The following is a 24,304-nucleotide window of genomic DNA, read 5'->3' on the forward strand; positions in this document are numbered from 1 at the left end:
GGCTCACTGTTTGCTAATAACGAGCAAACAGTTAAGCGCAAATGACTGTCGCTGTCACTTGTTGTCGTCATAGGTCGGCCGGATAGTGGTGTGCCGCGCGGCCCGCCGCGCTCTCCTCATCGCCAGGCCATAGCTTATGACTGTTCCACTGTTTACCCCCACTGTTCGCTCCGCCGCCTCCCTGTTATTCCCGGAGGCCGCATGAGCACGCGCCGCCACCCTGCCCGGCTGGCCTTCGGCCTGTGCCTGATCACTTGCGCGGTGAACCTGCAAGCGCCGCTGTACACCGCTTACGCGCAGCTGGCCGGCCAGGGCGCGGCGGCCACCGCCACCGCGTTTTCCGCCTATGTGCTGGGAGTGTTGCCGGTGCTGTTGGCGCTGGGCGGCCTGCCGGACCGGCTAGGGCGCAAGCCCTTGATCCTGGCCGCGCTGGCGCTGGCGATGCTGGCCACCGCCGTCATGGCGCTGTGGCCGCGGCTGGAGGCCCTGGCCGTGGCGCGTTTCCTGCTGGGCTGCGGCACCGCGCTGGCTTCCGCCGCCGGCGCCGCTTATATGAGCGAGCTGATGGCGGAACCGGACGGCCGCCGTGCCACGCTATGGGTGACGGCCAGCACTTCGCTGGGCTTTGGCCTGGGCGCGGCGCTGACCAGCCTGTGCCTGCTGTGGCAAAGCACGCTGACGCCGGCCAGTTTCTGGCTGCACCTGGCGCTGGCCGCCGCGGCGCTGCTGGCGGTGGCCGGGCTGCCGGACCCGGCCCCGCGCAGCCGCCATATGGCAATGCTGCGCCCGCCTTATTTCCCCGCCGGCAGCCTGCCCTTCGGCTTGGCCATCCTGCTGGCCTGGGCGGCGGTGGGGCTGGTGATCGCCTTATTGCCGTCGGTGCTGGCCGCGCACGGGCTGGCGCGCTGGTCCGGTTTCTCCACTTTCACCGTGATCAGCTGCGGCCTGTTGTTCCAGCCGCTGGCCCGCGCGATGCCGCCTAGCCGCGCCGCCCGCCTGGGCATGCTGGTGCTGCCGCCCAGCTACGCGCTGCTGGCCTGGGGCGCAACCCAGGGTTCGCTGGCGGCGGTGCTGCTGGGCGCGCTGGGCGCGAGCAGTTCCTGCTACGGCTTCACTTATCTGGGCGGCTTGTCCGCGGTGAACGCGCTGGCCGGTGCGGAGAAACCGCGCGCCAGCGCCGGTTTCTTCCTGTTGGCCTATATCGGCTTCAGCCTGCCGGTGATCTTCACCGGCCTGCTGCTGGACCGCCTGGGCGCGCCCATGGCTTTGCTGTTGTTCGGCCTGGCGCTGGCCGCCGGCGCGGCCCTGGTGGCCCGATCCATTGGACGAGGCGCGGCGGCAAACGCCGCCACGCCCGCCATGGCGACGGCCAACCGGTGCGATTAACTTGGCTGAGCCGCCATGCTCGGTTCGCGGCATAGGCGGCCCACAAGCTCCCGTTTTTTCATTACTTCGAAACCCCGCCGCATATTGGTGAATTGCGAGCGGGTCTACCCGGTATGTTTACCCATCCCATGCGTCCGAGAGACTTTGCCATGCCGCCTGCGGCCAAAGTCTCCGGCTCCCTCGCCCGGCCTTCCATGAGCAAGCACTCGCAGACGGTTTGATCTAGCCCAATCCGGCAACTATGTTTCAGCAAGGGCGGCCGCGCCGGCAGGGCGCGCCGCGCCGGAACACGCACAATCCGAATCGGGGGAGCGCTCCATGCTGCACCAGTTGACCGTCAAGCAAAAACTGCTGGCCGGCTTTGGCCTGCTGATCATTCTGATCGCCATCATCGTGGCGGTGGCGATGATGAAGTTGAACACCATAGGCGACAAGATCCGCGATGTGACCGAGGACCGCTATCCCAAGATCGTGCTGTCCAACAAGATCAGCGTCACCACGCTGGACATCGGCCGCTCCATCCGCAACGCCATCATTGTGCAGACTTCGGAGGAGACCGAGGCCAATCTCAAGAAGGTGGAAGAGCTGCGCGCCGCCAACGCCTCCAATATGGACCAGATGGAAAAACTGCTGTCCACGCCCAAGGGCAAAGAGCTGTTCGACAAGCTCAAGGCGGCCAGCTCCAATCTGGGCGGCCAGTTCGAACCCTTGTACGCCTTGGCGCGCGCCAACAAGAACGAGGAAGCCAAAGCCTTTCTGATGAAAACCTTCGCGCCGGCCAACAACGTGTTTTTGAAATCCTTGAAAGAGATGGCGGACTTTCAGGAAGACTTGATGCAAAAGTCGATCGAGGACAGCAAGGCCGCGCAGAGCGAGGCGGTGACGGTGTTGATCACGGTGGCGGTGATCGCCTTGATCGCCGCGGTGGCGATTGCGATGTTCATCGCCAATCTGGTGACGGTGCCGCTGCAGAAATCCGCCCAGCTGGTGCGCAATATCAAGCAGGGCGATTTGTCCGGCCACGATGAGCGGATTCCGGACGCGCGCGACGAGGCCATCGCCATGGCCAAGGACATCCAGGAGATGCGCCAGGGCCTGCGCGAGGTGGTGGCCAGCATCCAGAAAAACGCCAACGAGGTGTCGGACTCCGCTCACGAGCTGGCCAGCATGTCCGAGCAGGTGGCCCACGGCGCGCAGCGCCAGTCCGAGGCCACCTCCGAAGCCGCCGCCACCATCGAGGAGCTGACGGTCAGCATCAACCACGTGGCGGACAATTCCAACGAGGCTTCGCGCCAGGCGGCGATGGCCGGCGATCTGGCCAGCCGCGGCGGCCATGCGGTGAAGGCGTCGGTGGGCAATATCGAATCGGTGTCGTCCTCGGTGGCGGCCACCTCGGACCAGATGAAGGGCCTGACCCAGGAAGTGCAGAAGATAGGCAATATCGTCACGGTGATCCGCGACGTGGCGGACCAGACCAATTTGCTGGCCTTGAACGCGGCGATCGAGGCGGCGCGCGCCGGCGAGATGGGCCGCGGCTTCGCCGTGGTGGCGGACGAGGTGCGCAAGCTGGCCGAGCGCACCGCCAGTTCCGCTCAGGAAATCACGCAGATGATCGGTTCGATTCAGGGCAGCGCCAACCGGGTGGTGGGCAGCATGGAGCAGAGCCTGACCAGCGTGGGCACGGTGTCCGACGGCGCCGGCCAGGCCACCGATTCCATGCAGGAGATCGAGGGCAGCACCCATTCCATCGTGCAATCCATCGGCAACATCACCAGCGCGCTGAGCGAGCAGCGCACCGCCAGCCTGAACCTGGCGCAGAGCATGGAGCGGGTGTCGCAGATGGCGGAGGAAAACAGCGCCACGGTGGAGGAACTGGCCACCACCTCCAGCCAGCTCAACGCGCTGGCGCAGAACCTGCAGGGCGTGACCGCGCGCTTCCGGCTGTAGCGCCCTCTTCCCGCCCGCCGCTTAACTAGCGGCCGCGGCGCAGAACGTTTCCTGCAAATGCCGCCAGCGCGGCGCGCCGGCCGCGTCGCGCTCGAACACCGCGGTGGCCAGGCGCAGGCTGCTCAATTGGCCGCCCTGGCGTTGCGTTTCGCGATACGCCACCGTCGCGCCGCCGGCGTGCTCGTCCAGCAAAACCAATTGGTCCACCACTATCTCCAGCCCGGGCTTGCCGCCGCCGGCTGCGGCGAACAGCCGCCGCAGCGCGTCCCGGTCCAGTTGCCCGCCGCTGGGCGTCACCATGGAAAAACGCGGCGAGAAGCGCGCCATCAAGGCCTCCAGCGCGGCGGCGTCCGCCGGGCCGGCGAACCATTGCCGGATGGCGACATGGGCGGTAATCACTTCGTCGAAATAAGGCTTGCTGTCAGTCATAAGACTCTCTCTCAGTGGCTGGGCCGCAGCAGAGCCAGCACCGCCGGGGTGTGGATGCGCAGCACGAAAACCGCCGGCGCCAGGGTCAGGCCGGCGGCGATGAAGAAACAGGCTTGGTAGACCTGGGCGCCGGCCGTCGGCGCGCCGCTGTAATGAGTCAGCGCGTTCAACAGCAGGCTGATCAAGGCCACGCCCAGGCCGAAGCTGAATTGGCGATTGATGTTCCACAGCGCGCTGGCCTGCCGCAGTTCGGATTCCGCGATGTCCAGGAAGGCCGCGCTCTGCGCCGCGCTGCTGCACAGGCTGCCGCCGAAGCCCATCATGGCGTAAGCCGCGATCAGCGGCCACGGCCCGCGGACGCCCAAGGCCAGCAGCGCGATGCCGGCGCTCTGGAACAACATGCCCAGCAGCAGCAAGGGCTTGGGGCCGCCATGGTTGAAACGGCCGCGGGTCAGGCTGATCGCCAGCGCCGAGGCCAGCGCCCAGGGCAGCATCAGGCCGCCGGCGGCGGCGGCGCTCAGCTTGAGCACCTCTTGCAGATAGAGCATCGCCGCCAGGCTGACGCCCATGAACACGCCGGGCACGAACAGATAAACCAGCATGGCGGTGCGCAGCAAGCGCCCGCGCAACAGGGTCAGCTTCAGCACCGGCTCGGCCTTGCCGGCGGCGGCGCGCGCGTAGCCGGCCAGCGCGGCGACGGCCAATAGCAGCGCGGCGACGCCGCGCGGCTGCTGGCCGCTTTCGCCCAACCAGGTCAAGGCCAGCAGCAGCGAGGCCATGCCGGTGGCCAGCAGCGCCAGGCCGGACAGGTCCAGCGCGCCGCGCCGCGCCGGCGTTTGGTCCGCCGGCAGCCAGCGCGCCGCCAGCCAAAGCGTCAGCAGGGCCAGCGGCGCGCTGGCCAGCAAGGTCCAACGCCAGGACAGCGCGTCCACGATCACCCCGCCCAGCGCCGGAGACAGCGCCGGCACGATCAGCGCCACGCCCATGATCAGGGCGGTGAGCCGGGCGCGCAGCGCCGGCGGGTAATGCCGGTAAACCATGGCCTGGCCGACGGGAATCAGTAGGCCGCCGCCCAGGCCCTGCAAGGCGCGCCAGCCTATCAGGGCTTCGATGGACGGGGCCGTGCCCGCCAGCGCGGCGCCGGCGAGGAACAGCGCCAGCGAGCCCAGCAGCACCCGCCGCTCGCCGTAAGCGCCGGCCAGCCACGCGCTGAGCGGAATCACCAGGGTCAGGCCCAGCATATAGGCGTTGCCCACCCAGGCCAGCTGCGCCAGCGACGCGCCCAGGCCGCGGCCCATGTCCGGATAGGCGACGCTGGCGATGAACATATTGATCAGGTCCAGCGCAAAGCCCAGCAGGTAGACCACGGTCAGTTTCGAACGAAGCGACATCGGCGCTCTCCACGGTAAAGCGGCCGAGTATAGGCAAGGGATTGCAATGGAAATACCGGCGGATGCCGGCTAGACTGTCAAATTATTTTTGACAATAGCGGGGACTGCCGTGGTCAGTCTGGATCGTTTTGAAACCTTCAAAGCCGTGGCGGATGCCGGCTCCTTCACCGCCGCCGCCGCCGCCCTGGGCCAGAGCCGCGCCGTGGTCAGCTTCAATATCAAGCGCCTGGAGCAGGAAGTCGGCGTCGCGCTGTTGATCCGCAATACCCGCAGCCTGGCGCTAACCGACGCCGGCGCGCGCTTCTATCAACGCTGCGCCGATATGCTGGAACAGGCGCGGCTGGCGATAGACGACGCCCGCGCCGAGCATGGAGAGCTAAGCGGCGCGCTGCGCGTGACCGCCACGCTGGAGTACGGACTGGCCAAGATCGCGCCGGCGATTCAGGCCTTCGCCCCGCTCCATCCGGCGTTGCAGGTGCAGCTGTCCACCTCCTCGCTGCACGCCGATCTGATCGCCGAGCGCTTCGACGTCGCCATCCGCCTGGGCCGTTTGCCGGAAACCGATCTGCACGCGGTGCCCTTGGCCCGCTTCGATATTTTCCCGGTGGCGGCGCCGGCCTTGCTGGTCCAAGAACCGCCCGGCGATCTGACCGCGCTGAGCCGGCTGCCCTGGCTGGGACACAGCCGGCTCAAGCAGGCCCAACCCTGGCTGGTGGACACGCCGGACGGCGGCCAGGCGTCCTGGTTGCCGCCAAACCCGGCGCGGCTGACATCGGACAGCGCATCCATCTTGCGCGCCTACGCGCTGGCCGGCCTCGGCGTCGCCCTGCTGCCGGACTGGCTGGTCAACGCCGACCTGCAAGCCGGCCGGCTATGCCGGCTGTTGCCGGACCACGGCTTCCCGCGGCAAGGCATTCACGCGCTCTACCCGCGCACCCGCCATCCGCCGGCCAAGGTGCGGGCCTTCATCGACTTTCTGCGCGAGCGCGAGGCGATGAGCTAGGTGGACCTCGGCGCATTTCGTCGCGGCCCAATGACATGAAGTAGGCAAGACGACGACCATCATGCAGAATGCCCGCTTCACTCCGGAAGAAAACGCTCATGTCTTATTTACGCGCCGTACCGCTCCTGCCCGTCCTCTTGCTGCTGCCCGAGCTCTGTCTGGCCGACGTGGGTAGCATGGGAGAAAATATGCTCAATCTGGCGCTGTTCGCCATCGGATTCTGGCTGGCGCTGACCTGTCTGGTGTTCTGGCTGCTGCGCCGGCGCGCGCCCAGAGCCCAATTCGGATTCACGCTGTTGTTTCTGCTGTTTCCCCTGTTGTGGATGGTCTTGATCTCGGTGCGCTAATCCCGCGCCGGCGAGTGTAGGTGGGCATCGCCTACGGCTCCACCCACCCTGCACACTATCGTTTCACTCCCCGGCTACAAGCCGTTCAGAACCCCATCGCCAGCAACAGCCCCGCCGCCGCCAGCGTGCCCAGCGCCGCCACCCCATAGGTGCAGGCCTTGGCCAACGGTCCGCCGCGGATGCCGACATCGTGCAGGCTGTGATAGATGCGGTGCGCCGCGTGCCACAGCAGCAGGGCGATCAGGCCGAACAGCACCGCCTTGCCGATCAGGCTTTGCGCCAGCGCGCGCAAGGTTTCGTAATCGGCGGCGCCGTCCGGCAGCCAGCCCAGCGGCGCGGCGATGCCGGTGATGAACACCAGCATCGGCCCGAACAAGGCGGCCAGCATGCCGCCAGCGCCGAACAAGCCCCAGAAGATGGGCGCGTGAGAGCGTTTCAGTCCCGGTTTCATGCCGTTGTCCCCCATACCAGCATCAATAAGGCGGCGCTGCACACTACGGCGGCGGCCAGGCCGCCGGCGGTGACGGCCAGCGCGGACACCCGCCGCCCGGCCAGCGTCAACGGCGGCAGCGTGCGCGGCATGATCTTGAACCAGGTGTAGCTGTGGTAGGCGATCATGGCCAGCGCCGCCGCGTGCAGCAGCAAGGCCGGCGCGCTTTGCAGCGCGGCGACGAAGCCGTTCCAGGCCGCCTCGCCCTGACTCAGCCGCCACAGCCCGCACAGCAGGGTCAGCGCGTAGCCGGCGACGAACAGCGCCGTGCCTTCGTGCACCATGTACTCGATGAAGTAAGGGTTCTTGCGCCACCAGCCGCCCATCGGCCAGACATACGGTTTGCGCTTGCTCATTTGCACCTCCCTTTGGGCCGGGCGAAGCGCAGGAAGTAATCCCTGGCCACCGCCGTCTTGTTGAGGTTCACCGCATTGGCCGGGTCCACCATTTTGGGGCAGACCTCGGAGCAATAACCGACCGCGGTGCAGTTGAACACGCCCTCCTGCGCGGCCAGCAGTTCCATCCGCTCTTCGGCCGCGCCGTCGCGTGTGTCCATGTTGTAGCGGTGCAGCAACGCGATGGCGCCGGGCCCCAGAAACTTGTCGTCCAACCCGTACTGCGGGCAGGCGGCGTAGCACAGCAGGCAGTTGATGCAGCTGCTGAACTGGGCGTACCAGTCCATCTGCGCCGGGGTTTGCAGGTGTTCGCCGTCGGACAGCGGCTTGTCTTCCTTGGGCACGATGTAGGGCTGGATGCTTTCCAGCTTGGCGATGAAGTCGTCCAGCACCACCACCAGGTCGCGCTCGATCGGGAAGTGGTGCAGCGCCTCGATGCGCACCACGCCGGGGTAGTCGCGCAGAAAGGTCTTGCAGGCCAGCTTGGGCACGCCGTTCACCATCATGCCGCAGCTGCCGCAAATCGCCTGGCGACAGGACCAGCGGAAGGCCAGGCCGCCGTCCAGGTAGTCGCGGATGTATTGCAGCGCCTGCAGTACCGACATGTCATCGCGGTAAGGCACTTCAAAGCTTTGCAGCCACGGCTCGCTGTCCTGCTCCGGCCGGTAGCGCATCACCGCTATGGTCTTGGTCTGTTCCGTCATGCTTTGCCCTCCTTGGCCGCGGCTTCCGCCGCCAGGCCGGCGGCGCCGTAGGCGCGCACCGCCGGCTGCGATTTGGTGATCTTCACCGCGCCGTAGTCTATGCGCGGCGCGTCCGCGCCCTGGTAGACGGCGAGGCTGTGCTTGAGGAAGTTGGCGTCGTCGCGCTGTTCGAAGCCGTCCAGCCGCTGGTGGGCGCCACGCGATTCGCGGCGTTGCAGCGCGGAATGCGCCATCGCCTCGGCCACGTCCAGCTGGTAGCCCAGCTCGATGGCCAGCAGCCAGTCGCTGTTCCAGACGCTGGACTTGTCTTCCACATGCACATTGCGGAAGCGCTGTTTCAGTTCCGCCAGCTTGTCGCAGGTGGCCTGCATCGACGCTTCCAAGCGGTAGATGCCGCAGCCGGCTTCCATGGTTTCCGCCATTTCGCGGCGCAATTCGGCGATGCGTTCGCCGCCTTCGCGCGCGCGCAGCGCGTGCAGGCGGGCCTCGGCGGCCTCTGCCTGCCGTTGCAGCGCCTCGCGCCGCGCCGGACGACGCGCTCGCGCGCAGCGGGCGGCTTCCTCGCCGGCCACCTTGCCGAATACCGACAGCTCCGCCAGCGAGTTCGAGCCCAGGCGGTTGGCGCCGTGGATGCCGACGCTGGAGCATTCGCCGGCGGCGAACAGGCCGGGCATGGGCGCGGCGCAGCGGCCGTCCACCAGGATGCCGCCCATGGTGTAGTGCACCGCCGGCCGCACCGGAATCGGCGCCTTGGCCGGGTCTATGCCCAGGAACTCCTCGGCCAGCTCGCAGATTTGCGGCAGCCGTTCGCGCAGCTTGGCGTGGCCCAGGTGGCGCAGGTCCAGATACACCGCCGAGCCCCACGGGCCTTCCACGGTGCGGCCCTGCTGCTGCTCGTACCAGAAGGCCTGGCTCAGGCGGTCGCGCGGGCCCAGTTCCATGAATTTATTGCGCGGCTTGTCCTCGGCCGGCCCCAGGCCGTAGTCCTGCAGATAGCGGTAGCCGTCCTTGTTGACCAAGAGGCCGCCTTCGCCGCGGCAGGCTTCGGTGAACAACAGGCCGGTGCCGGGCATGCAGGTGGGATGGTATTGAACGAACTCCATATCGCGCAGCGGCACGCCGTGGCGGTAGGCCAGCGCCATGCCGTCGCCGGTGACGATGCCGCCGTTGGTGTTCTCGCGGAACACCCGGCCGGCGCCGCCGGTGGCCATCACCACCGCGCCGGCCTCGATCAGCAGGCTGTCGCCGCTGGCGATGTCGATGGCCAGCACCCCGCGCGCCTCGCCGTCTTCCACGATCAGATCCGCGCAGAAGTATTCGTCGAAGCGGCGGATGGACGGAAAGCGGATCGAGGTCTGGAACAGGGTGTGCAGCATGTGGAAGCCAGTCTTGTCGGCGGCGAACCAGGTGCGTTCTATCTTCATGCCGCCGAAGGCGCGCACATTGACGCTGCCGTCCTCCTTGCGGCTCCACGGGCAGCCCCAGTGTTCCAGCTGCACCATTTCCTCAGGGCATTGAGCGACGAAGTATTCCACCACGTCCTGCTCGCACAGCCAGTCGCCGCCGGACACGGTGTCGTTGAAATGGGCGTCGAAGCTGTCGTGCGCCTGCTTGACCCCGGCGGAGCCGCCTTCGGCCGCCACGGTGTGGCTGCGCATCGGGTAGACCTTGGACACCAGCGCGATGCGCAGGGCCGGGTCCGCCTGGGCGGCGGCGATGGCGGCGCGCAAGCCCGCGCCCCCCGCTCCCACGATCACGATGTCTGCTTGGTAAGTTTCCACAAGCTTTCCTCACTTAGAAGTACAAATGCGTCAATCCGTACGCCGCCAGCGTGGACACCCCCACCCCGATCAGCCCCGGCATCATGAAGCTGTGGTTGAGCAGGTATTTGCCGATGCGGGTGGTGCCGCTGCGGTCCATATTGATGGCCGCCAGGTCGCTGGGATAAAAGGCGAAGAAGAAATAGGCGTAGCAAGAAGGCATGATGGCCAGCAGCTGGTGCGGGCTCAGGCCCAGCGCCAGGCCGAAAGGCACCATGATGGTGAGCGTGGCGGCCTGGCTCTTGACGAAGGCGGACACCGCGAACATCGCCAGCGCGAAGGTCCACGGCGCGTAGGCCACCATGGCCTTGATATTGGCCACCAGCAGCGGCTCGTTGGCCTTGACGAAGGTGTCGCTCATCCAGGCGATGCCGAAGATGGACACCACGGCGATCATGCCGGCGGTGAACACCTCGGAACGGGCGATGACCGCCGCCTTGGCGTTGGAACGAAACAGGATGAAGGCGCCGAAGGCCAGCATCACGAACTGCACCACCGTGGTCATCGGCACCGGCTTGCCCTGGCTGACCGGCAGCCATTGCGGAAACAGCGCCAGCAGCACGATGAGCAAGATGCCGGAGAAGAACAGCGCCACCGATTGCCGCGCCGCCGCTGGCAGCGTCTTGTCCAGCGTGGTGACGGATTTTTCCACCGAGGCGCGGAAGCTCGGCTCTTGCATCCGGGCCAGGAATTCCGGATCGCGGTCCAGCTCCACGCCGCGGCGCAGGCTCCAGCAGGCGGCGGCCAGCACGCCCAGCAGGCCGGACGGCGCGGTCACCATCAGGATTTGCCACAGGGTCAGCGGCTGGCCGCTGTGGGCGGTCATCGCCAGCAGCGAGGTCACCGCCGCCGCCGCCGGGCTGGCGGTGATGCCCATTTGCGAGGCCACGCTGGCCATCGCCATCGGCCGCTCCGGCCGGATGCGGGTTTTCAGCGAGACGTCGGCGATCACCGGCAGCAGCGAGTACACCGCATGCCCGGTGCCCACGCACATGGTGAGCAGAAAGGTGGACAGCGGCGCCAGGAAGGTGATTTGCTGCGGATGGCGGCGCATCAGCCGTTCCGCCTGCTGCACCAGGAAGTCCAGGCCGCCGGCCACTTGCAGCGTGGCCGAGGCGGTGACCACCGCCAGAATGATCAGCATCACGGTGATGGGCGGCTCCGCCGGCGCCACACGGAACACGAAGCACAGCACCGCCACGCCCAGCCCGCCTATCATGCCCAGGGCCACGCCGCCGCGGCGTATGCCCATCAGTATCGCCGTCAGCAGCAGCGCGAATTGTATCCAGAAAACCCACATGATCTTGTCCCTATTAGCCATTGTTTTCCGCTGTTATAGGGGATTAACAGCATCGGCTAATAGACCTTGATCAAGTCCGGATCACAACGATTTCAAAACAGACCATTGGCATTGAAAACCGACTATTTTCAAGCCTGACCGCCTGCGCCACTGACCTTAATAACGGCTAATCACGATATTCCGTATGACTATAACTGGGCTGCATGCGGCTTGCGCATGTCGAGTTGACGCAAGAGACAGGGCAAGAGGCCCGCGGCCTCCCCGCCCAGTTGAAAACCACGTTTGGAGACCTCGTGATGCAACGCCATAAATTGTCCATGCTCGCCGGCCTGCTGCTGACAGGCTACGCCGCCGCGCAACCGGTGCCGCTGCCCAATCCCGGCATTCCCGGCTACAACTTCCCGGAACCGGAGTCCACGCTGATGCAGTGGATCAACCAGCCCAGCGCCGCCCATGTCCGCAATCTCCACCGCCACGGCTGGGGCTTGTGGGCCGCGCTGACCACGCCCAGCGGCCAGACCGAGTACGGGCTCGCCAACGCGCCGGTCTACCTGACCTGGCTGACGCCCGAGGAAGTGGCCGCCCTGCCCGCGGATGCGGAAGCCAACGCCGCATCGGCCTTGGCGGCGGCTCCGCGCCAGATGCGGCTGCGCGTGCCGCGCCAGTTCATGCGCATTCCCGGCTTCATGGAGAAGCTGCAGGCGCGGCTGGAGGCGCTGAGCCAAAGCCAGGATCAATCCGCCCGCGGCGTGCGCGACACCTCCTCGTTTGAAATGGTGGGCTACGACCCAAGCGCCGCCGCCTTCGCCAGCAAGAACCAGCTGTTTTCCAAGGCGGCGCTGAGCAAGCTCTACCAGGCCGGCAACGCGTCGATTCCCGCCTTTCCAAGCACCGCCGTCACCGTCAAGCCGGTATACAAGCTGGTCAACAAGGCCAATATGATTCCGGGCACCTCCTTGTACGTGATGCCGGCCTGGCCCGGCACGCCCAAGCCGACGCCGGCGATGCAAAGCGGCGGCTTCCCGGAAGAAGCCTGGCCCGGCTGCGTCTACATCGACGCCAAGAACCCGGGCCGTTCCGGGGCTCAGAGCGTGGATCCTTCCTGTAGCCGCCCCAGCGCCGCCAATACCTTCGGCCTGGGCGACTTCATCCGCATCCCCATCACCGCCGCCAACGCCGCGCTGTTTTCCAGCCTGGCGCAAAAACAGTTGAAACAGCCGGTGGAGCCCGGCGACACCCTGATTCTGATGGCGATGCACGTCACTTCGCGAGAGATGACGGAATGGACTTGGCAAACCTTCTTCTGGACGCCGGCTCCGGCCAAGCCGCCGCTGCCCAGCTCCGTCGCCGTGGCTCAGGCGCGCCCGTCGCAACTGCCCTGGCCGGCGGCGCATTACGCGATGTCCATCGGCTACCAGATGGTGGCGCCCAACCAGCCGGTCAACGGCGGCAGGAGCGTCGGCTCGCCGGTCACGGTGTACAACCCCTATCTGGAGGCCGGCTTCGGCAGCCGCGTCTTCCAGCCCCCGCCGCCAGTCAACGTGGGCATCTACAACCCCAAGACCAAGACCACCTTCAAAGGCACGCTGGGCATCCAGAGCAATTGCATGACCTGCCACTCCGGCGCCTCGGTGAACATGGACAGCACGGTCAAGCCGATAGGCTACGCCACCAACTTCTACGTCCCGCGCAATGCGCCGATGTTCAAGGGCAATCTGCAAACCGAGTTCCTGTGGTCCATCGCCGACGACGCGAAATAAGCGCGTAAGGCCTGAAAACGTCCATCCTCCAAACGGAGGATGGGCGTTCTGACGCCGCGGACGGCGACGATCGGCGAAGCCGCCCTTAAGTGGTTTTCTGCCCCTGCACCGCGGAAAAATGGCTGACCACCTCGCTCAGCTGGGCGGTGCTGCTGCGGATCTGGTCGATGGAGGTGCTAGCCACGCCGGCGTGCTCCTCGCCCATCCGCGCCTTGACCTGCATTTCATGGATGCTCTCGCTGGCGGACGAGGTGCCGTTGCGGATGTCGTCTATCATGCCGGCCACCTCCTTGGTGGACGCGTTGGTGCGCTCGGCCAGCTTGCGCACCTCGTCCGCCACCACCGCGAAGCCTCGCCCCTGCTCGCCGGCGCGCGCCGCCTCGATGGCGGCGTTCAGCGCCAACAGATTGGTCTGGTCCGCGATCTCGTGGATGGTGTTGACGATGGAGGTGATGCGCAAGGTCTTGGAGTCCAGATCCTCGATGATCTTGACCGAGCGCTCGGCGCTGTCCGCGATCAGACTCATCTCGCCTATGGTGTCCTTGATCACCGCCAGGCCGTCGGACGAGGCCGCGTCCGACGCGGCGGACAGGCGGTGCGCCTCCTTCACCAGGTGCAGGTCGCGCTGCGCCGCCTCTTCCTCATCGGTGATGTCCAGCGCGAACTTGATCACTTTGTAGACTTCGCCCTCGTCGTTGACGATGGGGTTGTAGCTGGCCTCCAGCCAGATGGAGCGGCCCTGCTTGTCGCGGCGCTCGAACTTGCCGGCGATGAAGGCGCCCTGGTTCAGCCGCTGCCACAACTCGGTGTAAGCCGGGCTGTTGACGAACTCCGGCTGACAGAAGATCCGGTGATGCTGGCCGATGATTTCCTGCTCGCCGTAGCCCACCGTGTTCAGGAAGTTGCTGTTGGCGCGCAGCACGATGCCGTCGATGGAGAACTCGATCACCGCCATCGAACGGCTGACCGCCTTCATGGTGTTGCGCGCCTCCAGCTCGGTTTGCACCGACTTGGTCACGTCCAGCGCGAACTTGACCACCGCCGTCACCTGGCCGGACTCGTCGCGCACCGGGTTGTAGCTGGCTTCCAGCCACACGATGTCGCCGTCCTTGGTCACCCGCTTGAAGCGGTCGCTGACGAAATGCCCCTGCTTCAGCCGGCTCCAGAAGGTGGCGTACTCGACGCTGTTCACATAGTCCGCCGGGCAGAACAGCCGGTGGTGCTGGCCTATCACCTCGCTGGCGCGGTAGCCCATCACCGCTTCGAAATTGGCGTTGGCGGAGCGCACCACGCCGTCCGGCGAAAACTCTATCACCGCCATCGAGCGGTCTATCGCCTGCAACACGCCCTGCTGTTTATGCAGCTCCGCCACCGTATCCTGCAGTTTGCGCTTCAACCCCGTATTGAACATGCAGCAACCTTTCCGCTCGAGTCATCGTCCTTGCCGTCGGCGCTCTTCTTCCACTCTTTATTTACAAAGCCGCTCATGCCAATGTCAAACCGTAAAAACACCTACCGCCCCGCAATGGCCGAAATACCGGGCCGCTCCAAAAAACAAGCCGCCTTGCGGCGGCGTAAACCAGGGCGCGGGCGCGGCGCTCAGGTCGCCGCGTCCGGATCGGTGCTCAGCCGCGCAAACATCTTGAAATCTCCCGGCTCGCCGCGCACCTGGCGGTAAGCGCGCAACAGGCCCTCGTACTGGAAGCCGCAGCCGCGCAGCAGCCGCTCGGCGCGCCGGTTGCCGTCGCGCGCCACCGCCTGCACCCGGTACAGCCGGCAGCCGGCAAACGCCCAGGCCGTGACCGCCTGACAGGCGGCCTGCCCCAGCCCCCGTCCCCAATAGGCCGGCGCCAGGTCGAAATTGATTTCCGCGCTGCGGTCCTCAGCCCAGACGGCGTCGAAACCGACCGAACCGGCCAGGCCGCCCGAATCGTCGTCTACGATGGCCAGCCGCAGCGGCGCGCCCGGCTCCTCGGAGCGATAAGCCTGCACCAGGGGCGCCAGATCCGCCGCCGATTGCAGTTCCCAGCGCAGATGCGGCGCCACTTCGGGCAGCCGCAGATAGTCGTACCAGTCCGGAATATCCAGCATTTCCATCGGGCGCAGGCTGAAGCCCTGCAGATCGATGGACGGCGGGGTTATCACATTCATCACGAGCACCAGTAATGGGGCGACCGGCCCGCGCCTGCAAGCGAAATGGACCCGGCCGCGCTTTATTGTGTACAGCGGGAGACCGCACTCCATTCTAGAAGAAAGCACGCCAATAGAAAGCCGATATGCGGGCAGCAAGCCCTCTGCCGGCTCCAAATCCGTTTGCGAACGGCGGCGCGGCGGGCGCGCCGTCGAACTGACCAAGTGCGCGCGCCGCCCGCTGCCTCGGCCGCAAGGCCTGGCCCCGCCGCCCTGCGCCGGATAGACAGCCGGCGCTCAGGTGTTCAAGGCCGGGCTGCCGGTAGGCGCCGCCGGCGCCGCTTGGGGAGCGACCTGGGCCGACGCGCTGGCGGCCTGGATTTGCGGGCTGTCGCCGGGGCTGAAGCTCTGGGTCACCTTGCCGGTCATCAGAATGCCCAGCACCACGATCACCGAGTTGTCTATCGGCAAGGACGGCGAACCCTTCAGGATCGAGGTGTACGCCCAGACCAGCAACACGCCCACCGCCCACAGCAAGAAGGCCAGCCGCGTGGCGGAAAAGCTGCCGAAGCCGTCCTGCAAGAATTCCGAAACCTTCATCTTCCGTCCTTTCTGCCTGCGCGGGCGGGTCCGCCCGCTATTAGCGATATAGCGTCGAGCTCCTGAGCCGGCAAAACCGGAAAACACTTAGAACCTGCTCCAAGTCTGCTGCGCTTCAGCGATACGGCGTTAAAAACAAGCTCAAAATGCTCATGTACCACACGTACATTCCGCTTTTTCGCTAGTTTTCGCCTTGTCTCGCCCTTGCTCGCAAGACTTTGAACAGGCTCTGAGAAACCGTTCCAGACCCGCAACGCTTCCCAAAGCCTCGCGCGCTGAGCGCTGCTCGCGAGGCTTTGAACAGGCTCCGCAGGCTATCGCCGACATTGAGAAATACAATTCCGGCGTCGGCTTGCAAATCCGCGCGCCGGACGCATCATGACAAATACAAGACAAAATGCCATTGAGCTAAGGAGTCGTCATGATTGCCATTCGGGAGATCGACCATATCGTGCTGCGCGTCAGCGATCTGGCCAAGATGGAGCGTTTTTACGGCGAGGTGCTGGGTTGCACCGTGGAACGCCGGCGCGAGGACCTGGGGCTGGTGCAGCTGCGCGCCGGCCATTCGCTGCTGGATCTGGTGCCGGTGGACGGGCCGCTGGGCCGAGCCGGCGGCCGCGCGCCGGCGGCGGAGGGCCGCAACCTGGACCACTTCTGTTTCCGCGTCGAGCCTTTCGACGAAGACGCGATCCGCGCCCACCTGGCGCAACACGGTCTCAGCGCCGGAGAAACCGCCCAGCGCTACGGCGCCGAGGGCGACGGCCCCTCGCTGTATCTGCAGGACCCGGAAGGCAATGTCGTGGAGCTGAAGGGACCGCCCTCCCCTTAGAACCTGTTTACGATCTGCTGTGCGTCGGCGATACGGCGTTGAAAACAACTTCGAAATGCTCATGTACCATGTGTACATTCCGCTTTCTCAGCCGTTTTCGCCTTGTCTCGCTTTAGCTCGCGAGATCGTAAACGCGTTCTTAGAACCTGTTCAAAATCTGCTGCGCGGCGCGCGACGCGGTGAGCGCCGCGTCGCGTCCTCGCCGCGAAACCCGGCCGCGCCGCAAGCGCTGGATCCTGGCCGCCGCCTGCCATGCGGCGGGTTCCCGCGAGCGGTCTTAAATATTACTGGTTTTGATTTTTTTATTTAGACATAAATACTCTAAGCCAAATCGTTTCGATAATAGGCCGCTTAATCCGTCTCGCGCTTAAGCGCGGCGATCGCCTTAATTCAAACAATCGTTTGGAGTAAATGCCGAAATTCAAACTGGCATTGAAATGGTATTAAATATCGTCAATGACGGCGCTTCGCTGCGCCGCCGGCCCCGCGCCGCGAAAATAAAAAACCCCTGAAGCGGCGAGCGCATTCAGGGGCTTTGTGGCGTGGACCCGGTCTTCAGAGCGGCTTGCGCGCCTGAATGCCCGCCGCCACTTTCCGCAGTTTGTCCGCGTAGCCCGGATCCGTGGCGTAACCGCCCTGGGCCAGCGCCTGGGCGAAGGCCTGGGCGTTGCCGCCCACGCCCAGCGCGCCGCGGTAGCGCGGGTTGCCGGCCAGCAGCTGCGCGTAATCGGCGAACGCGTCCTGCAAGCCGGAGTAGGCGCGGAAGCTTTCGGTCCGCTTCACGTCGCGGCCGTCCACGTGCTCGGTGGTCAGCGCGCGGGTGACTTCGCCCTGCCAGCCCTTGCCGGCCTTGATGCCGAACAGATTGTGATTGCTGCCGCCGTCGGCGCGGGTCAGCGGACGCTGGCCCCAGCCGGATTCCAGCGCCGCGTGAGCGGCCACCAGTTCCGGCGCCACGCCCAGCTTGGCGGCGGCTTGTTGCGCGTAAGGCGCGATGCTGTCGAGAAAGGCTTGCTGGTCCGCGCCGTAGGGCATGCTGCCGCCCAGCGTGGCGTCCTGGACGCGCTGGCGCGCCCAGGCGCCTTCCGGCGACAGGCTGGCCCAGCTGTCCGAGCCGTTCTCGATGAAGTCGCGCACCTCGCTGTGCAGCTGGCCGCTCCATTGGTCGGCGAAACGCTCGCCGTCCCCGCCGCCCTGGCCTATCAGCGGCAGGGCGACGGCGTCGGCGCCGAAGTCCGGCCCGGCGCCGATGTCATTGCGCACAGTAAACATCGCTGTCTCCATTCAGCACGCGGTTCATCAGATCCTGCTGCTGTTGCAGCAGCTGGCCGTTGCGCAGGTTCAGGGTCTGGCACAGGCGGATCTGCTCCACCAGCGCGTTCCAGCGCTGGCGGCAGGCTTGTTCCGCGGCGGCGGGCAAGAGCTTGAGCACCGCGTCCATCGAGGCGGCGCGGCCCGTGCCCAGCAATTGGCCGGCCAGTTGCAGCCGCTGGTCGCGGCTGGCCTGCAGGGCGTCGCACTGGGCGACGATGTCCGAACCCAATTGCCGCAGTTCGTCGGCCTGGTGCGCCAGCGCGGCGGCGAACTGCTGTTCCAGCAGTTGCTCCAGCTGGCCGTAGCCTTGCAGATCCTGCCCCACGGTGGCCAGCAGTTGTTTGAAGGCTTGCTCGCGGTTCATTCAGCGGCTCCGGTGATATTGCTCCACCAGGTCGGCCAGCCGGGCGGCGTCGAAGCGCACTTCGCCGCGCGCCAGCGCGGCGCGCACTTCTTCCACCCGTTTCATGTCGATGTCCGGCAGCGCGCGCAGCTCCGCCACCGCCGGCGCCATGTCCTGGCTCGCGGCGGGCGCGGCGACGGCCGCGGGCGCGCGGGCCGGCGTTTCCGCGGCGGCGCTCTGGCCGCCGACCGCCAGTTCGCGGCGTTGCGACGAGGTCGAGTTGATTTGCATAGTTTAGAAATCCGTCTGGGTTGGCTGTGCGAGCGGCGCGGCGCCTGATGCCGCGTTGCGCGACCGCTCGGAGCGGGCCTCGCGGCCCGCCCTCACCCCTTCAAGGCGACAGTCTGGAAAAAAACTTAAAAATTTACCGGTAACATTTTCAGAACGACAATGCGGCGGTTTTCCAGACGGATATAACGGCCAAACACCAGTTCCTTCAGGATGCGCGCCACCATCTCGCGGGAGGAGCCGATCTGGTCGGCGATTTCCTGCTGGGTCAGCTGCTTTTTCAGCACCATCTCATCGCCGTCCTGCTCTTCCAGCATCTGGTTGATCAGGATGCGCACGCGACCGTACACGTCCATCAGCGCCAGGTTCTTGGCCTTGGTGGACATGCGGCGCACCACTTGCACCAGGTGGCACATGATGCGGGTGCGGGCTTCCGGGCTGTGCGGCAGGCCGTCTTCGGTATCGAACAGCTGCATCAGGCTGTCGCGGCTGAACACCAGCAGGTGGCTGTCCTCGTCCGCCGCGCAATTGGAGCTGCGCTCGCCGCTGTCGATGAAGCCGACCATGCCGATCAGCTCCCCGGAAGCGCAGATTTGCAAAATGTATTTCTTGCTGAGTCCATCCGAAACAAAGACTTGCATGCAACCGCTGGCCAGCAGATAGACCTCGTTGGCGCTGTCGCCTTCGTTGTACAGCACCTCGCCCTTGCTCAGGCGGCGGCTTTCGGCCAGTTCCAGCGCTTTGTCCAGTTTGTCGTTGTCCAGATGTCCGAACAAATGTGTGCCTCTTAACAAGGCTTTGATATTGTGGTTTTCATTCATGACCACGTCGTCCCCGATAGTCTTGCGATTGAATCGACTTTCCCGCAGATGTTTGCCGCCTTTTGGCGTCTTTTTTTGTCAACATCATCCAAGTCTTTCGCTCGGATTTTTATTAATCAGGTGCGGATTATAATATTAGCAGTTAACAAAAGTGTGAAAAAACACACATAAAAAAAGCCTGAAACGAATCAGGCTTTTGTTTTGAACCCAAAAAAATAAAAGTTCAGCGGGGAGTTAGGCCATCTTGCAGCGCGCTATCCAGATCGGATTTCTGTAGTGGCGAACTTACAACACTGGTCTCGCGATTGCCGCTCTGCCCCGGCGGCCCGAACATGGCCACCACCGCCTGCGCCTGCTTGCTGGTCATCACCAAGAGCTCGATGCGGCGGTTGTAAGCGGCCAGCGGATGCGCGGCGTCCAGCGGCGCGCGGTCGGCCATGCCCACCACTTGCAGGATGCCGGCGGCGTTCATGCCGCCTTCCAGCAGGTGCAGCCGCGCCGCCATCGCGCGGTTGCTGGACAAGCCCCAGTTCGAAAACGAACCGAAGCCGGCGGTGCGGTATTGCGCGGCGTCCGTGTGTCCGACAATCAGCAATTGATTGTCGATATGGCTGAACATATCGCCCATATCGTGCAGCAGGCGCTTGAAGCGCGGTTCCACGATGGCGCTGCCGCGCTCGAACATGCCCTGATTGTCGGTATCGTGCAGCATCACCCGCAAACCGTAAGGCGTGACCACGGTCTGCAAATTGCTGGCCAGGCCGGCGTCCCGGCTCATCTTGGCCAGCAAGCCGGCCAGCTTTTCCAGATCCGCCACGCTGTCCAGGCTGCGCTGGCCCTGGCCGTCGAAGGTTTTCTTGGCCACCTTGTTGCTTTCCTGCAGCAGGGAGTCGGCCTTGGTGGTGGTGGTGGGCTGGCCCGGGATAGGGTCGCGCGGGATCAGGCTGCCCGGCGGGGTGCCAGTGTGTTCGATGCTGCGCGAGCCGCCGGCCTTCAGCGGACTGCCGCCGCCGGCGGTCAACAATTGCTGCAGGTTTTCCTGATCGCGCGCGGCCAGCACCCACAGCACCAGGAACAGGCACATCAGCGCCAGCACGAAGTCGGCGAACGCCACTTTCCACGCGCCGCCGTGTCCTTCTGAATCCTGACGGCGCGACACCTTCTTGATCACCGCGGCTTCATGCTCGCGACTGGGTTTATTCGCCATGCCCGCCATCCGCTCAGTTCACGCCTTCCAGCGCGTTGATCCAGGTTTCCAGCTGAGAGAAGCTGGGCTTGGTGTTCAGTTGCACCAGGCGGCGGCCGGCGTCGATGGCCAGCAGCGGCGGCTTGCCGGATACGTGGGTGGTCAACACCACTTTCACCGATTCGTAGTTGGACAGCTCCTGTTTGACCAGCTGGTGCATCATGTTGGACAGCGGGTCCAGCACGCCGTAGCAGAAGAAGATGCCGATGAAGGTGCCCACCATGGCGGCGGCCACTTTCTCGCTGATCTCGCCCGCGGTGGCGCCCTGGCTGACGCTGTTCATCGCCATCACGATGCCTAGCACCGCGGCCAGGATGCCGAAGCCCGGCATCGCCTCGGCGATCTTGTGCAGCGACTTGGATGGCTGGTTCAGTTCTTCATGAATCGCGTCCAGTTCCTGATCCAGCACGCTTTCCAGTTCGTGGGCGTTGATCTTGCCCATCGCCATCAGCCGGAAGTTGTCCACGATGAAGGCCAGCAGCTTGGGTTCCTCCAGCACCAGCGGGTAGCGATTGAACAAGGGGCTTTGACGCGGGGCCTCCACGTGTTCGTCCAGCGCTTTCAGGCCCTGGCTGGCGGTAATCAGCAATTCGTACATCAGCAGCAGCAGCTGGCGCTGGAATTCCGCGTCGTATTTCTTGCGCATGCCGACGCGTTTGATCTGGCCGCCCATTTCCGTGAGCACGTGCTGCGGGTTGCCCAGCACGATGGCGCCGACGGCGGCGCCGCAAATGATCAGCAGCTCCACCGGCTGCCAGATCACCGACATGATGCCGCCATGCAGCATGAAGCCGCCAAAGACACAAACCAGCACGATCAGAATGCCGAATAATTGCTGCATGTTTTCTTTCCTCGGACTCAGGCCGCTTGTAGGCGAGCCTGCATTTTTTTGAGAGCGCTCTTGTTGATCTGGCAGACGCGGGCTTCGGTCAGCGCCAGCACCGCCGCGATCTCCTTGAGGCTCAGTTCAAATTCGTAATACAGCTGGATCACTTGCTGCTCGCGCGGGTTCAGCGCCTGCAAGGCCACGGTCAAGGCGCTTTTCAGCGCCAGCCGCTGTTCCGGATTATCGTCCGCCGCCGGCTCCAGCCCCTGGGCCATCAGTTCGTCGAAGCTGGACAGCGCTTCGGCGTTGTCCGCCAGCAGCGCTTCCTGATAGGCCTCGGCGCTGAGGCCCAGCAGCTGCATCGCCTCGGCCTCGCTGGGCTCGCGCCCCAGTTTGCGGCTGAGCAGGCGCAGGCCGTCGCGCACGCGGTGGGCCTCCTGGCGCACCGAGCGCGGCCGCCAGTCCAGCCGGCGCAATTCGTCGAGAATGGCGCCGCGGATGCGCAAAATGGCGAAGCCGGCGAACTTGTCGTCCGGCTCGCCGTAGCGGCGCAGGCTCTCCAGCAAGGCCATCAGCCCCACCTGCTCCATGTCTTCGCGGTCGAACACGCCGCCGGCCTGGGACGACAGCTGGCGCGCCACCCGCTTGACCAGGTGGGCGTACCGGCTCAGCGCCTCGGCTTCGCCGCCGGCGCTGGCCGGGGCTTCGTCGTAACAGGCGTACATAGGGGCTTACTCGATGATCAATTTGCTAACCATCACCTCGCTGAACGGCGCGTCGCGTCGCTCGCGCAGGAAACCGCCGGCATAGGCCTTGGCCAGCAAGCGCTGGTAGTCGTCTATGCTCATCGTCAGCGCCTTGTCCGCCGGCAGCTCCGACAGCGCGCGCACGGCGATGCTCTTCAGGAAGGGCAGTTGGGACTTGACCTCGGCCTCCTGCTTTTCATTGCTGCGGAACACCAGGTCCACCGCCATGAAGCGGGTGGCGGATTCGCCGCCGCGCAGCATCACGATCACCTTGTCCATGCTGACGAAGCGCGCGTCCGGCGCCGCGGCCGGCTTGGGCGCCTCCGCCGCTTGCGGCGCGCGCGAACTCAGCCACCACCAGGCGCCGCCGCCGGCGGCCAGCGCCGCCGCGATGGCCACGATCAAAATCACTAAGATGTTTCTGTTCATGCTTGTGCTTCCGCTGCTTAGCCCTGGCCCAGCCAGAAGCCTTGTCCATCACCCTGCCCCGCTTCCGCCAGCGCCCGTCCCGGCGCGCGTTGCGGCTGCTGCTGCCCCTGGCGTTCCTGACGCTGCTGGCCGTGGCCGCCCTGCCCCGGCGCGCCTTCGCGCACTTCCACCGCCACTTGGGTGTATTGGCGGTTGGACAGATCCTGGCGCAGCGCGTCGCCGATGGCTTGCAACTGCCGCACCACTTCGCCGTGCGAGGCGGTCAGCTGCACTTGCAGCGCGCCGGCCTCGTGGCGGATGGAGATTTCCAGCGAGCCCAGCGACGGCGGGTCCAGCCGGATCAGCGCGCGGTCCATGCCGTGGCTGCTCTGCACTTGCAGCCGTTCGCCCAGCGCGGCGCTGAGCTTGTCGCCCCAGCTGGCCGGCTGCTGCGCCGGCAGCTTGATCGGCGCCCACTCCGGCAGCGGCGCTGCGGCCTTGTCCTGCGGCTGCGGCGCAATGGCGGCCAATAGCGGCGCGGCGGCTTGCGCCGGCGTCTGCGTTTCGCGGCCGGCCTGGGCCTCGCCGGCGCCGGCCGGCTTGGCCGGCAGCGGCGCCAGGGTGTTCAGCGCGGCGGACAGCGCTTCCGGCGGCAACGCCGCCTCGGCCTGTTTGCGCGGCGTCGCCGCCGCGGTCGCGTCCACGCCGGACGGCGCCGACGGGCCGGCCTGCGGCGCGACGGCCGTCGGCATGGCCGGCATCAGCGGCAGCGGCAAAGGCTGCGCGGCGAGAACGCCGGGCTGCGCGGCCGGCGTCTCGGCCTTGGCCTCGTCGCCCGCGGGGGCTTCGGCGTCGGTTTCAACCGCCGGCGCGGCGCTTTGCCCATCCATCAGGCTGGCCAGCAAGGCGCTGGCGAAATCGCCGCCGGACTCCGGCGCCGCCGCGTTCGGGTCCAGCAGGGGATCGGCCGGCGCGGCGTCGGCGGGCGTTGACGCGCCGCCGGCGAGAAGATTGGGGGGCAAGGATACGTTCATGCTTGATTCCAGTCGCTGACTTCGGCGTAGGCGATTTGCGCGTCGCGCTGATGGCTCAGCGCGGCGATTTTGTCTTGCAGTTCCGCGGAGTCGGCGCGGCAGACTTCCAGCGCGTCGCGGTAGACGGCGCGCAAGGCGGCGCGGGCGGCGGCGTCCAAGGCCTGAGGCTGGGTGCGCAGCAGTTCGGCCAGCAATTGGTCCAGCGCGGCCAGCCGTTCCCAGTCGCGTTCGGCGCAGGCGCGGCGGATGGCGGCTTCCAGCGCGGCCGGCTCAGGCGGCTTCATGCTGGTCCCGCACGCCTATCCAGCCGCCCTTGAGCTTGATCAGCAGCTGTTCGGCCTCGTCCAGCGCCGCCACGTCCAGATTGACGCTGGCGTGGTAGAGCCGGTAGGCGCAGTAGTCGTAGAGCCGCGCCAGATTGGTGACCACCTCGCCGCCGGAGTCGAAGTCCAGCGCGCTGGACAGGCCGTTGAGGATGTTGATGCACTTGCTGATGCTCTCGCCCTTTTGCTCGTAGCGCTGGTTTTCCAGATGGCCGCGCGCGCGCGCCATTTCCTCCAGCAGGCCGTCGAACAGCACCAGCACCAATTGCACCGGCGAGGCGGCGTGGGTCTGCGCTTCCAGATTGACCGCGTGATAGCTGCGGTAGGCGTCGTATTCCACGTTGTCGTGCTCCTGTTCTAATCAATAGGCGGGAGGGGGTCCCTCCCGCCGAATTCTGTGCGGCCAAGCAAATCCGGAACGGAT

Annotated in this window: 27 protein-coding genes; 6 read left to right on the plus strand and 21 right to left on the minus strand. The window is 65.8% G+C overall.

The window, feature by feature from the left end; translation table 11 throughout:
- Positions 1-201: 201 nt before the first annotated feature.
- Positions 202-1,386, plus strand: coding sequence for an MFS transporter (locus JW897_RS17055; protein ID WP_205467019.1), 1,185 nt, complete (start codon positions 202-204; stop codon positions 1,384-1,386).
- A 318-nt stretch (positions 1,387-1,704) separates the two neighbouring features.
- Positions 1,705-3,333, plus strand: coding sequence for a methyl-accepting chemotaxis protein (locus tag JW897_RS17060; RefSeq protein ID WP_205467020.1), 1,629 nt, complete (start codon positions 1,705-1,707; stop codon positions 3,331-3,333).
- A 21-nt stretch (positions 3,334-3,354) separates the two neighbouring features.
- Here JW897_RS17060 and JW897_RS17065 read toward each other — a convergent pair whose 3' ends face one another.
- On the minus strand, positions 3,355-3,762 hold the full coding sequence (locus JW897_RS17065; protein WP_048415824.1) for a DUF4440 domain-containing protein: 408 nt from the start codon (positions 3,760-3,762) through the stop codon (positions 3,355-3,357).
- Positions 3,763-3,773: 11 nt separating this feature from the next.
- Positions 3,774-5,153, minus strand: a complete 1,380-nt coding sequence (locus tag JW897_RS17070; protein ID WP_205467021.1) for an MFS transporter — start codon at positions 5,151-5,153, stop codon at positions 3,774-3,776.
- 109 nt (positions 5,154-5,262) lie between these two features.
- Here JW897_RS17070 and JW897_RS17075 point away from each other — a divergent pair, with 109 nt between their 5' ends.
- Both JW897_RS17075 and JW897_RS17080 read left to right on the plus strand, forming a co-directional pair.
- Positions 5,263-6,156, plus strand: a complete 894-nt coding sequence (locus tag JW897_RS17075) for a LysR substrate-binding domain-containing protein (protein WP_205467022.1) — start codon at positions 5,263-5,265, stop codon at positions 6,154-6,156.
- Positions 6,157-6,254: 98 nt separating this feature from the next.
- Positions 6,255-6,503: a hypothetical protein gene (locus tag JW897_RS17080; RefSeq protein WP_205467023.1), complete on the plus strand. Its 249-nt coding sequence runs from the start codon at positions 6,255-6,257 to the stop codon at positions 6,501-6,503.
- Positions 6,504-6,588: 85 nt separating this feature from the next.
- On the opposite strand, the gene frdD is transcribed toward JW897_RS17080, so the two are convergent.
- The 5 genes from frdD to JW897_RS17105 are packed head-to-tail and all read right to left on the minus strand — an operon-like array spanning position 6,589 to position 11,212.
- Positions 6,589-6,954 (minus strand): fumarate reductase subunit FrdD, encoded by a 366-nt coding sequence (frdD, locus tag JW897_RS17085; RefSeq protein WP_205467024.1) that lies wholly within the window; start codon positions 6,952-6,954, stop codon positions 6,589-6,591.
- On the minus strand, positions 6,951-7,349 hold the full coding sequence (locus JW897_RS17090) for a fumarate reductase subunit C (RefSeq protein ID WP_205467025.1): 399 nt from the start codon (positions 7,347-7,349) through the stop codon (positions 6,951-6,953). The genes frdD and JW897_RS17090 overlap by 4 nt, the downstream gene beginning before the upstream one ends.
- A complete protein-coding gene (locus tag JW897_RS17095; RefSeq protein WP_205467026.1) occupies positions 7,346-8,092 on the minus strand; it encodes a succinate dehydrogenase/fumarate reductase iron-sulfur subunit in 747 nt (248 codons plus the stop codon). The genes JW897_RS17090 and JW897_RS17095 overlap by 4 nt, the downstream gene beginning before the upstream one ends.
- Positions 8,089-9,873: a fumarate reductase (quinol) flavoprotein subunit gene (gene frdA, locus JW897_RS17100; RefSeq protein WP_048415817.1), complete on the minus strand. Its 1,785-nt coding sequence runs from the start codon at positions 9,871-9,873 to the stop codon at positions 8,089-8,091. Before frdA ends, JW897_RS17095 begins: the two co-directional genes overlap by 4 nt.
- 13 nt (positions 9,874-9,886) lie before the next feature.
- A complete protein-coding gene (locus tag JW897_RS17105) occupies positions 9,887-11,212 on the minus strand; it encodes an anaerobic C4-dicarboxylate transporter (RefSeq protein WP_205467027.1) in 1,326 nt (441 codons plus the stop codon).
- 296 nt (positions 11,213-11,508) lie between these two features.
- Between JW897_RS17105 and JW897_RS17110 the strand changes: the two genes are divergently transcribed.
- Complete coding sequence (locus tag JW897_RS17110; RefSeq protein WP_205467028.1) at positions 11,509-12,972, plus strand: hypothetical protein; 1,464 nt, start codon at positions 11,509-11,511, stop codon at positions 12,970-12,972.
- A gap of 85 nt (positions 12,973-13,057) precedes the next feature.
- On the opposite strand, the gene JW897_RS17115 is transcribed toward JW897_RS17110, so the two are convergent.
- The 3 genes from JW897_RS17115 to JW897_RS17125 all read right to left on the minus strand — a co-directional run bounded on the left by JW897_RS17115 (position 13,058) and on the right by JW897_RS17125 (position 15,702).
- Positions 13,058-14,383, minus strand: coding sequence for a methyl-accepting chemotaxis protein (locus JW897_RS17115; RefSeq protein WP_205467029.1), 1,326 nt, complete (start codon positions 14,381-14,383; stop codon positions 13,058-13,060).
- A gap of 188 nt (positions 14,384-14,571) precedes the next feature.
- On the minus strand, positions 14,572-15,123 hold the full coding sequence (locus tag JW897_RS17120) for a GNAT family N-acetyltransferase (protein ID WP_205467030.1): 552 nt from the start codon (positions 15,121-15,123) through the stop codon (positions 14,572-14,574).
- A 276-nt stretch (positions 15,124-15,399) separates the two neighbouring features.
- Complete coding sequence (locus JW897_RS17125; RefSeq protein ID WP_205467031.1) at positions 15,400-15,702, minus strand: hypothetical protein; 303 nt, start codon at positions 15,700-15,702, stop codon at positions 15,400-15,402.
- A gap of 421 nt (positions 15,703-16,123) precedes the next feature.
- Here JW897_RS17125 and JW897_RS17130 point away from each other — a divergent pair, with 421 nt between their 5' ends.
- On the plus strand, positions 16,124-16,531 hold the full coding sequence (locus JW897_RS17130; RefSeq protein WP_048415810.1) for a VOC family protein: 408 nt from the start codon (positions 16,124-16,126) through the stop codon (positions 16,529-16,531).
- Between the two features lie 555 nt (positions 16,532-17,086).
- Here JW897_RS17130 and flgJ read toward each other — a convergent pair.
- The 11 genes from flgJ to fliS all read right to left on the minus strand — a co-directional run bounded on the left by flgJ (position 17,087) and on the right by fliS (position 24,220).
- The gene (gene flgJ / locus JW897_RS17135) at positions 17,087-17,803 is read right to left on the minus strand and encodes a flagellar assembly peptidoglycan hydrolase FlgJ (RefSeq protein ID WP_048415768.1); all 717 of its coding nucleotides are present in this window, start codon (positions 17,801-17,803) and stop codon (positions 17,087-17,089) included.
- Positions 17,784-18,209, minus strand: a complete 426-nt coding sequence (gene flgN / locus JW897_RS17140; RefSeq protein ID WP_048415767.1) for a flagellar export chaperone FlgN — start codon at positions 18,207-18,209, stop codon at positions 17,784-17,786. The genes flgJ and flgN overlap by 20 nt, the downstream gene beginning before the upstream one ends.
- Positions 18,210-18,479 carry a flagellar biosynthesis anti-sigma factor FlgM gene (flgM, locus tag JW897_RS17145; RefSeq protein ID WP_048415766.1) on the minus strand — a complete coding sequence of 90 codons (270 nt, stop codon included), beginning with the start codon at positions 18,477-18,479 and terminating at the stop codon, positions 18,210-18,212.
- A 125-nt stretch (positions 18,480-18,604) separates the two neighbouring features.
- Positions 18,605-19,252, minus strand: coding sequence for a Crp/Fnr family transcriptional regulator (locus JW897_RS17150; protein ID WP_231589337.1), 648 nt, complete (start codon positions 19,250-19,252; stop codon positions 18,605-18,607).
- A 268-nt stretch (positions 19,253-19,520) separates the two neighbouring features.
- Complete coding sequence (locus tag JW897_RS17155) at positions 19,521-20,504, minus strand: flagellar motor protein MotB (protein ID WP_240352254.1); 984 nt, start codon at positions 20,502-20,504, stop codon at positions 19,521-19,523.
- Positions 20,505-20,517: 13 nt separating this feature from the next.
- Positions 20,518-21,384 carry a flagellar motor stator protein MotA gene (motA, locus tag JW897_RS17160; RefSeq protein ID WP_043633272.1) on the minus strand — a complete coding sequence of 289 codons (867 nt, stop codon included), beginning with the start codon at positions 21,382-21,384 and terminating at the stop codon, positions 20,518-20,520.
- A gap of 17 nt (positions 21,385-21,401) precedes the next feature.
- Entirely contained in the window at positions 21,402-22,094 is a 693-nt protein-coding gene (locus JW897_RS17165; protein ID WP_205467033.1) for an RNA polymerase sigma factor FliA, read from the minus strand.
- A gap of 6 nt (positions 22,095-22,100) precedes the next feature.
- Positions 22,101-22,544: a hypothetical protein gene (locus JW897_RS17170; RefSeq protein WP_048415763.1), complete on the minus strand. Its 444-nt coding sequence runs from the start codon at positions 22,542-22,544 to the stop codon at positions 22,101-22,103.
- Positions 22,545-22,561: 17 nt separating this feature from the next.
- A complete protein-coding gene (locus JW897_RS17175) occupies positions 22,562-23,557 on the minus strand; it encodes a flagellar hook-length control protein FliK (protein WP_205467034.1) in 996 nt (331 codons plus the stop codon).
- Positions 23,554-23,841, minus strand: coding sequence for a hypothetical protein (locus tag JW897_RS17180; protein WP_048415762.1), 288 nt, complete (start codon positions 23,839-23,841; stop codon positions 23,554-23,556). The genes JW897_RS17175 and JW897_RS17180 overlap by 4 nt, the downstream gene beginning before the upstream one ends.
- A complete protein-coding gene (gene fliS, locus JW897_RS17185) occupies positions 23,828-24,220 on the minus strand; it encodes a flagellar export chaperone FliS (protein ID WP_048407819.1) in 393 nt (130 codons plus the stop codon). Before fliS ends, JW897_RS17180 begins: the two co-directional genes overlap by 14 nt.
- Positions 24,221-24,304 lie beyond the last annotated feature (84 nt).

It is taken from the genome of Chromobacterium alkanivorans (assembly GCF_016937655.1).
Classification (GTDB): domain Bacteria; phylum Pseudomonadota; class Gammaproteobacteria; order Burkholderiales; family Chromobacteriaceae; genus Chromobacterium; species Chromobacterium alkanivorans.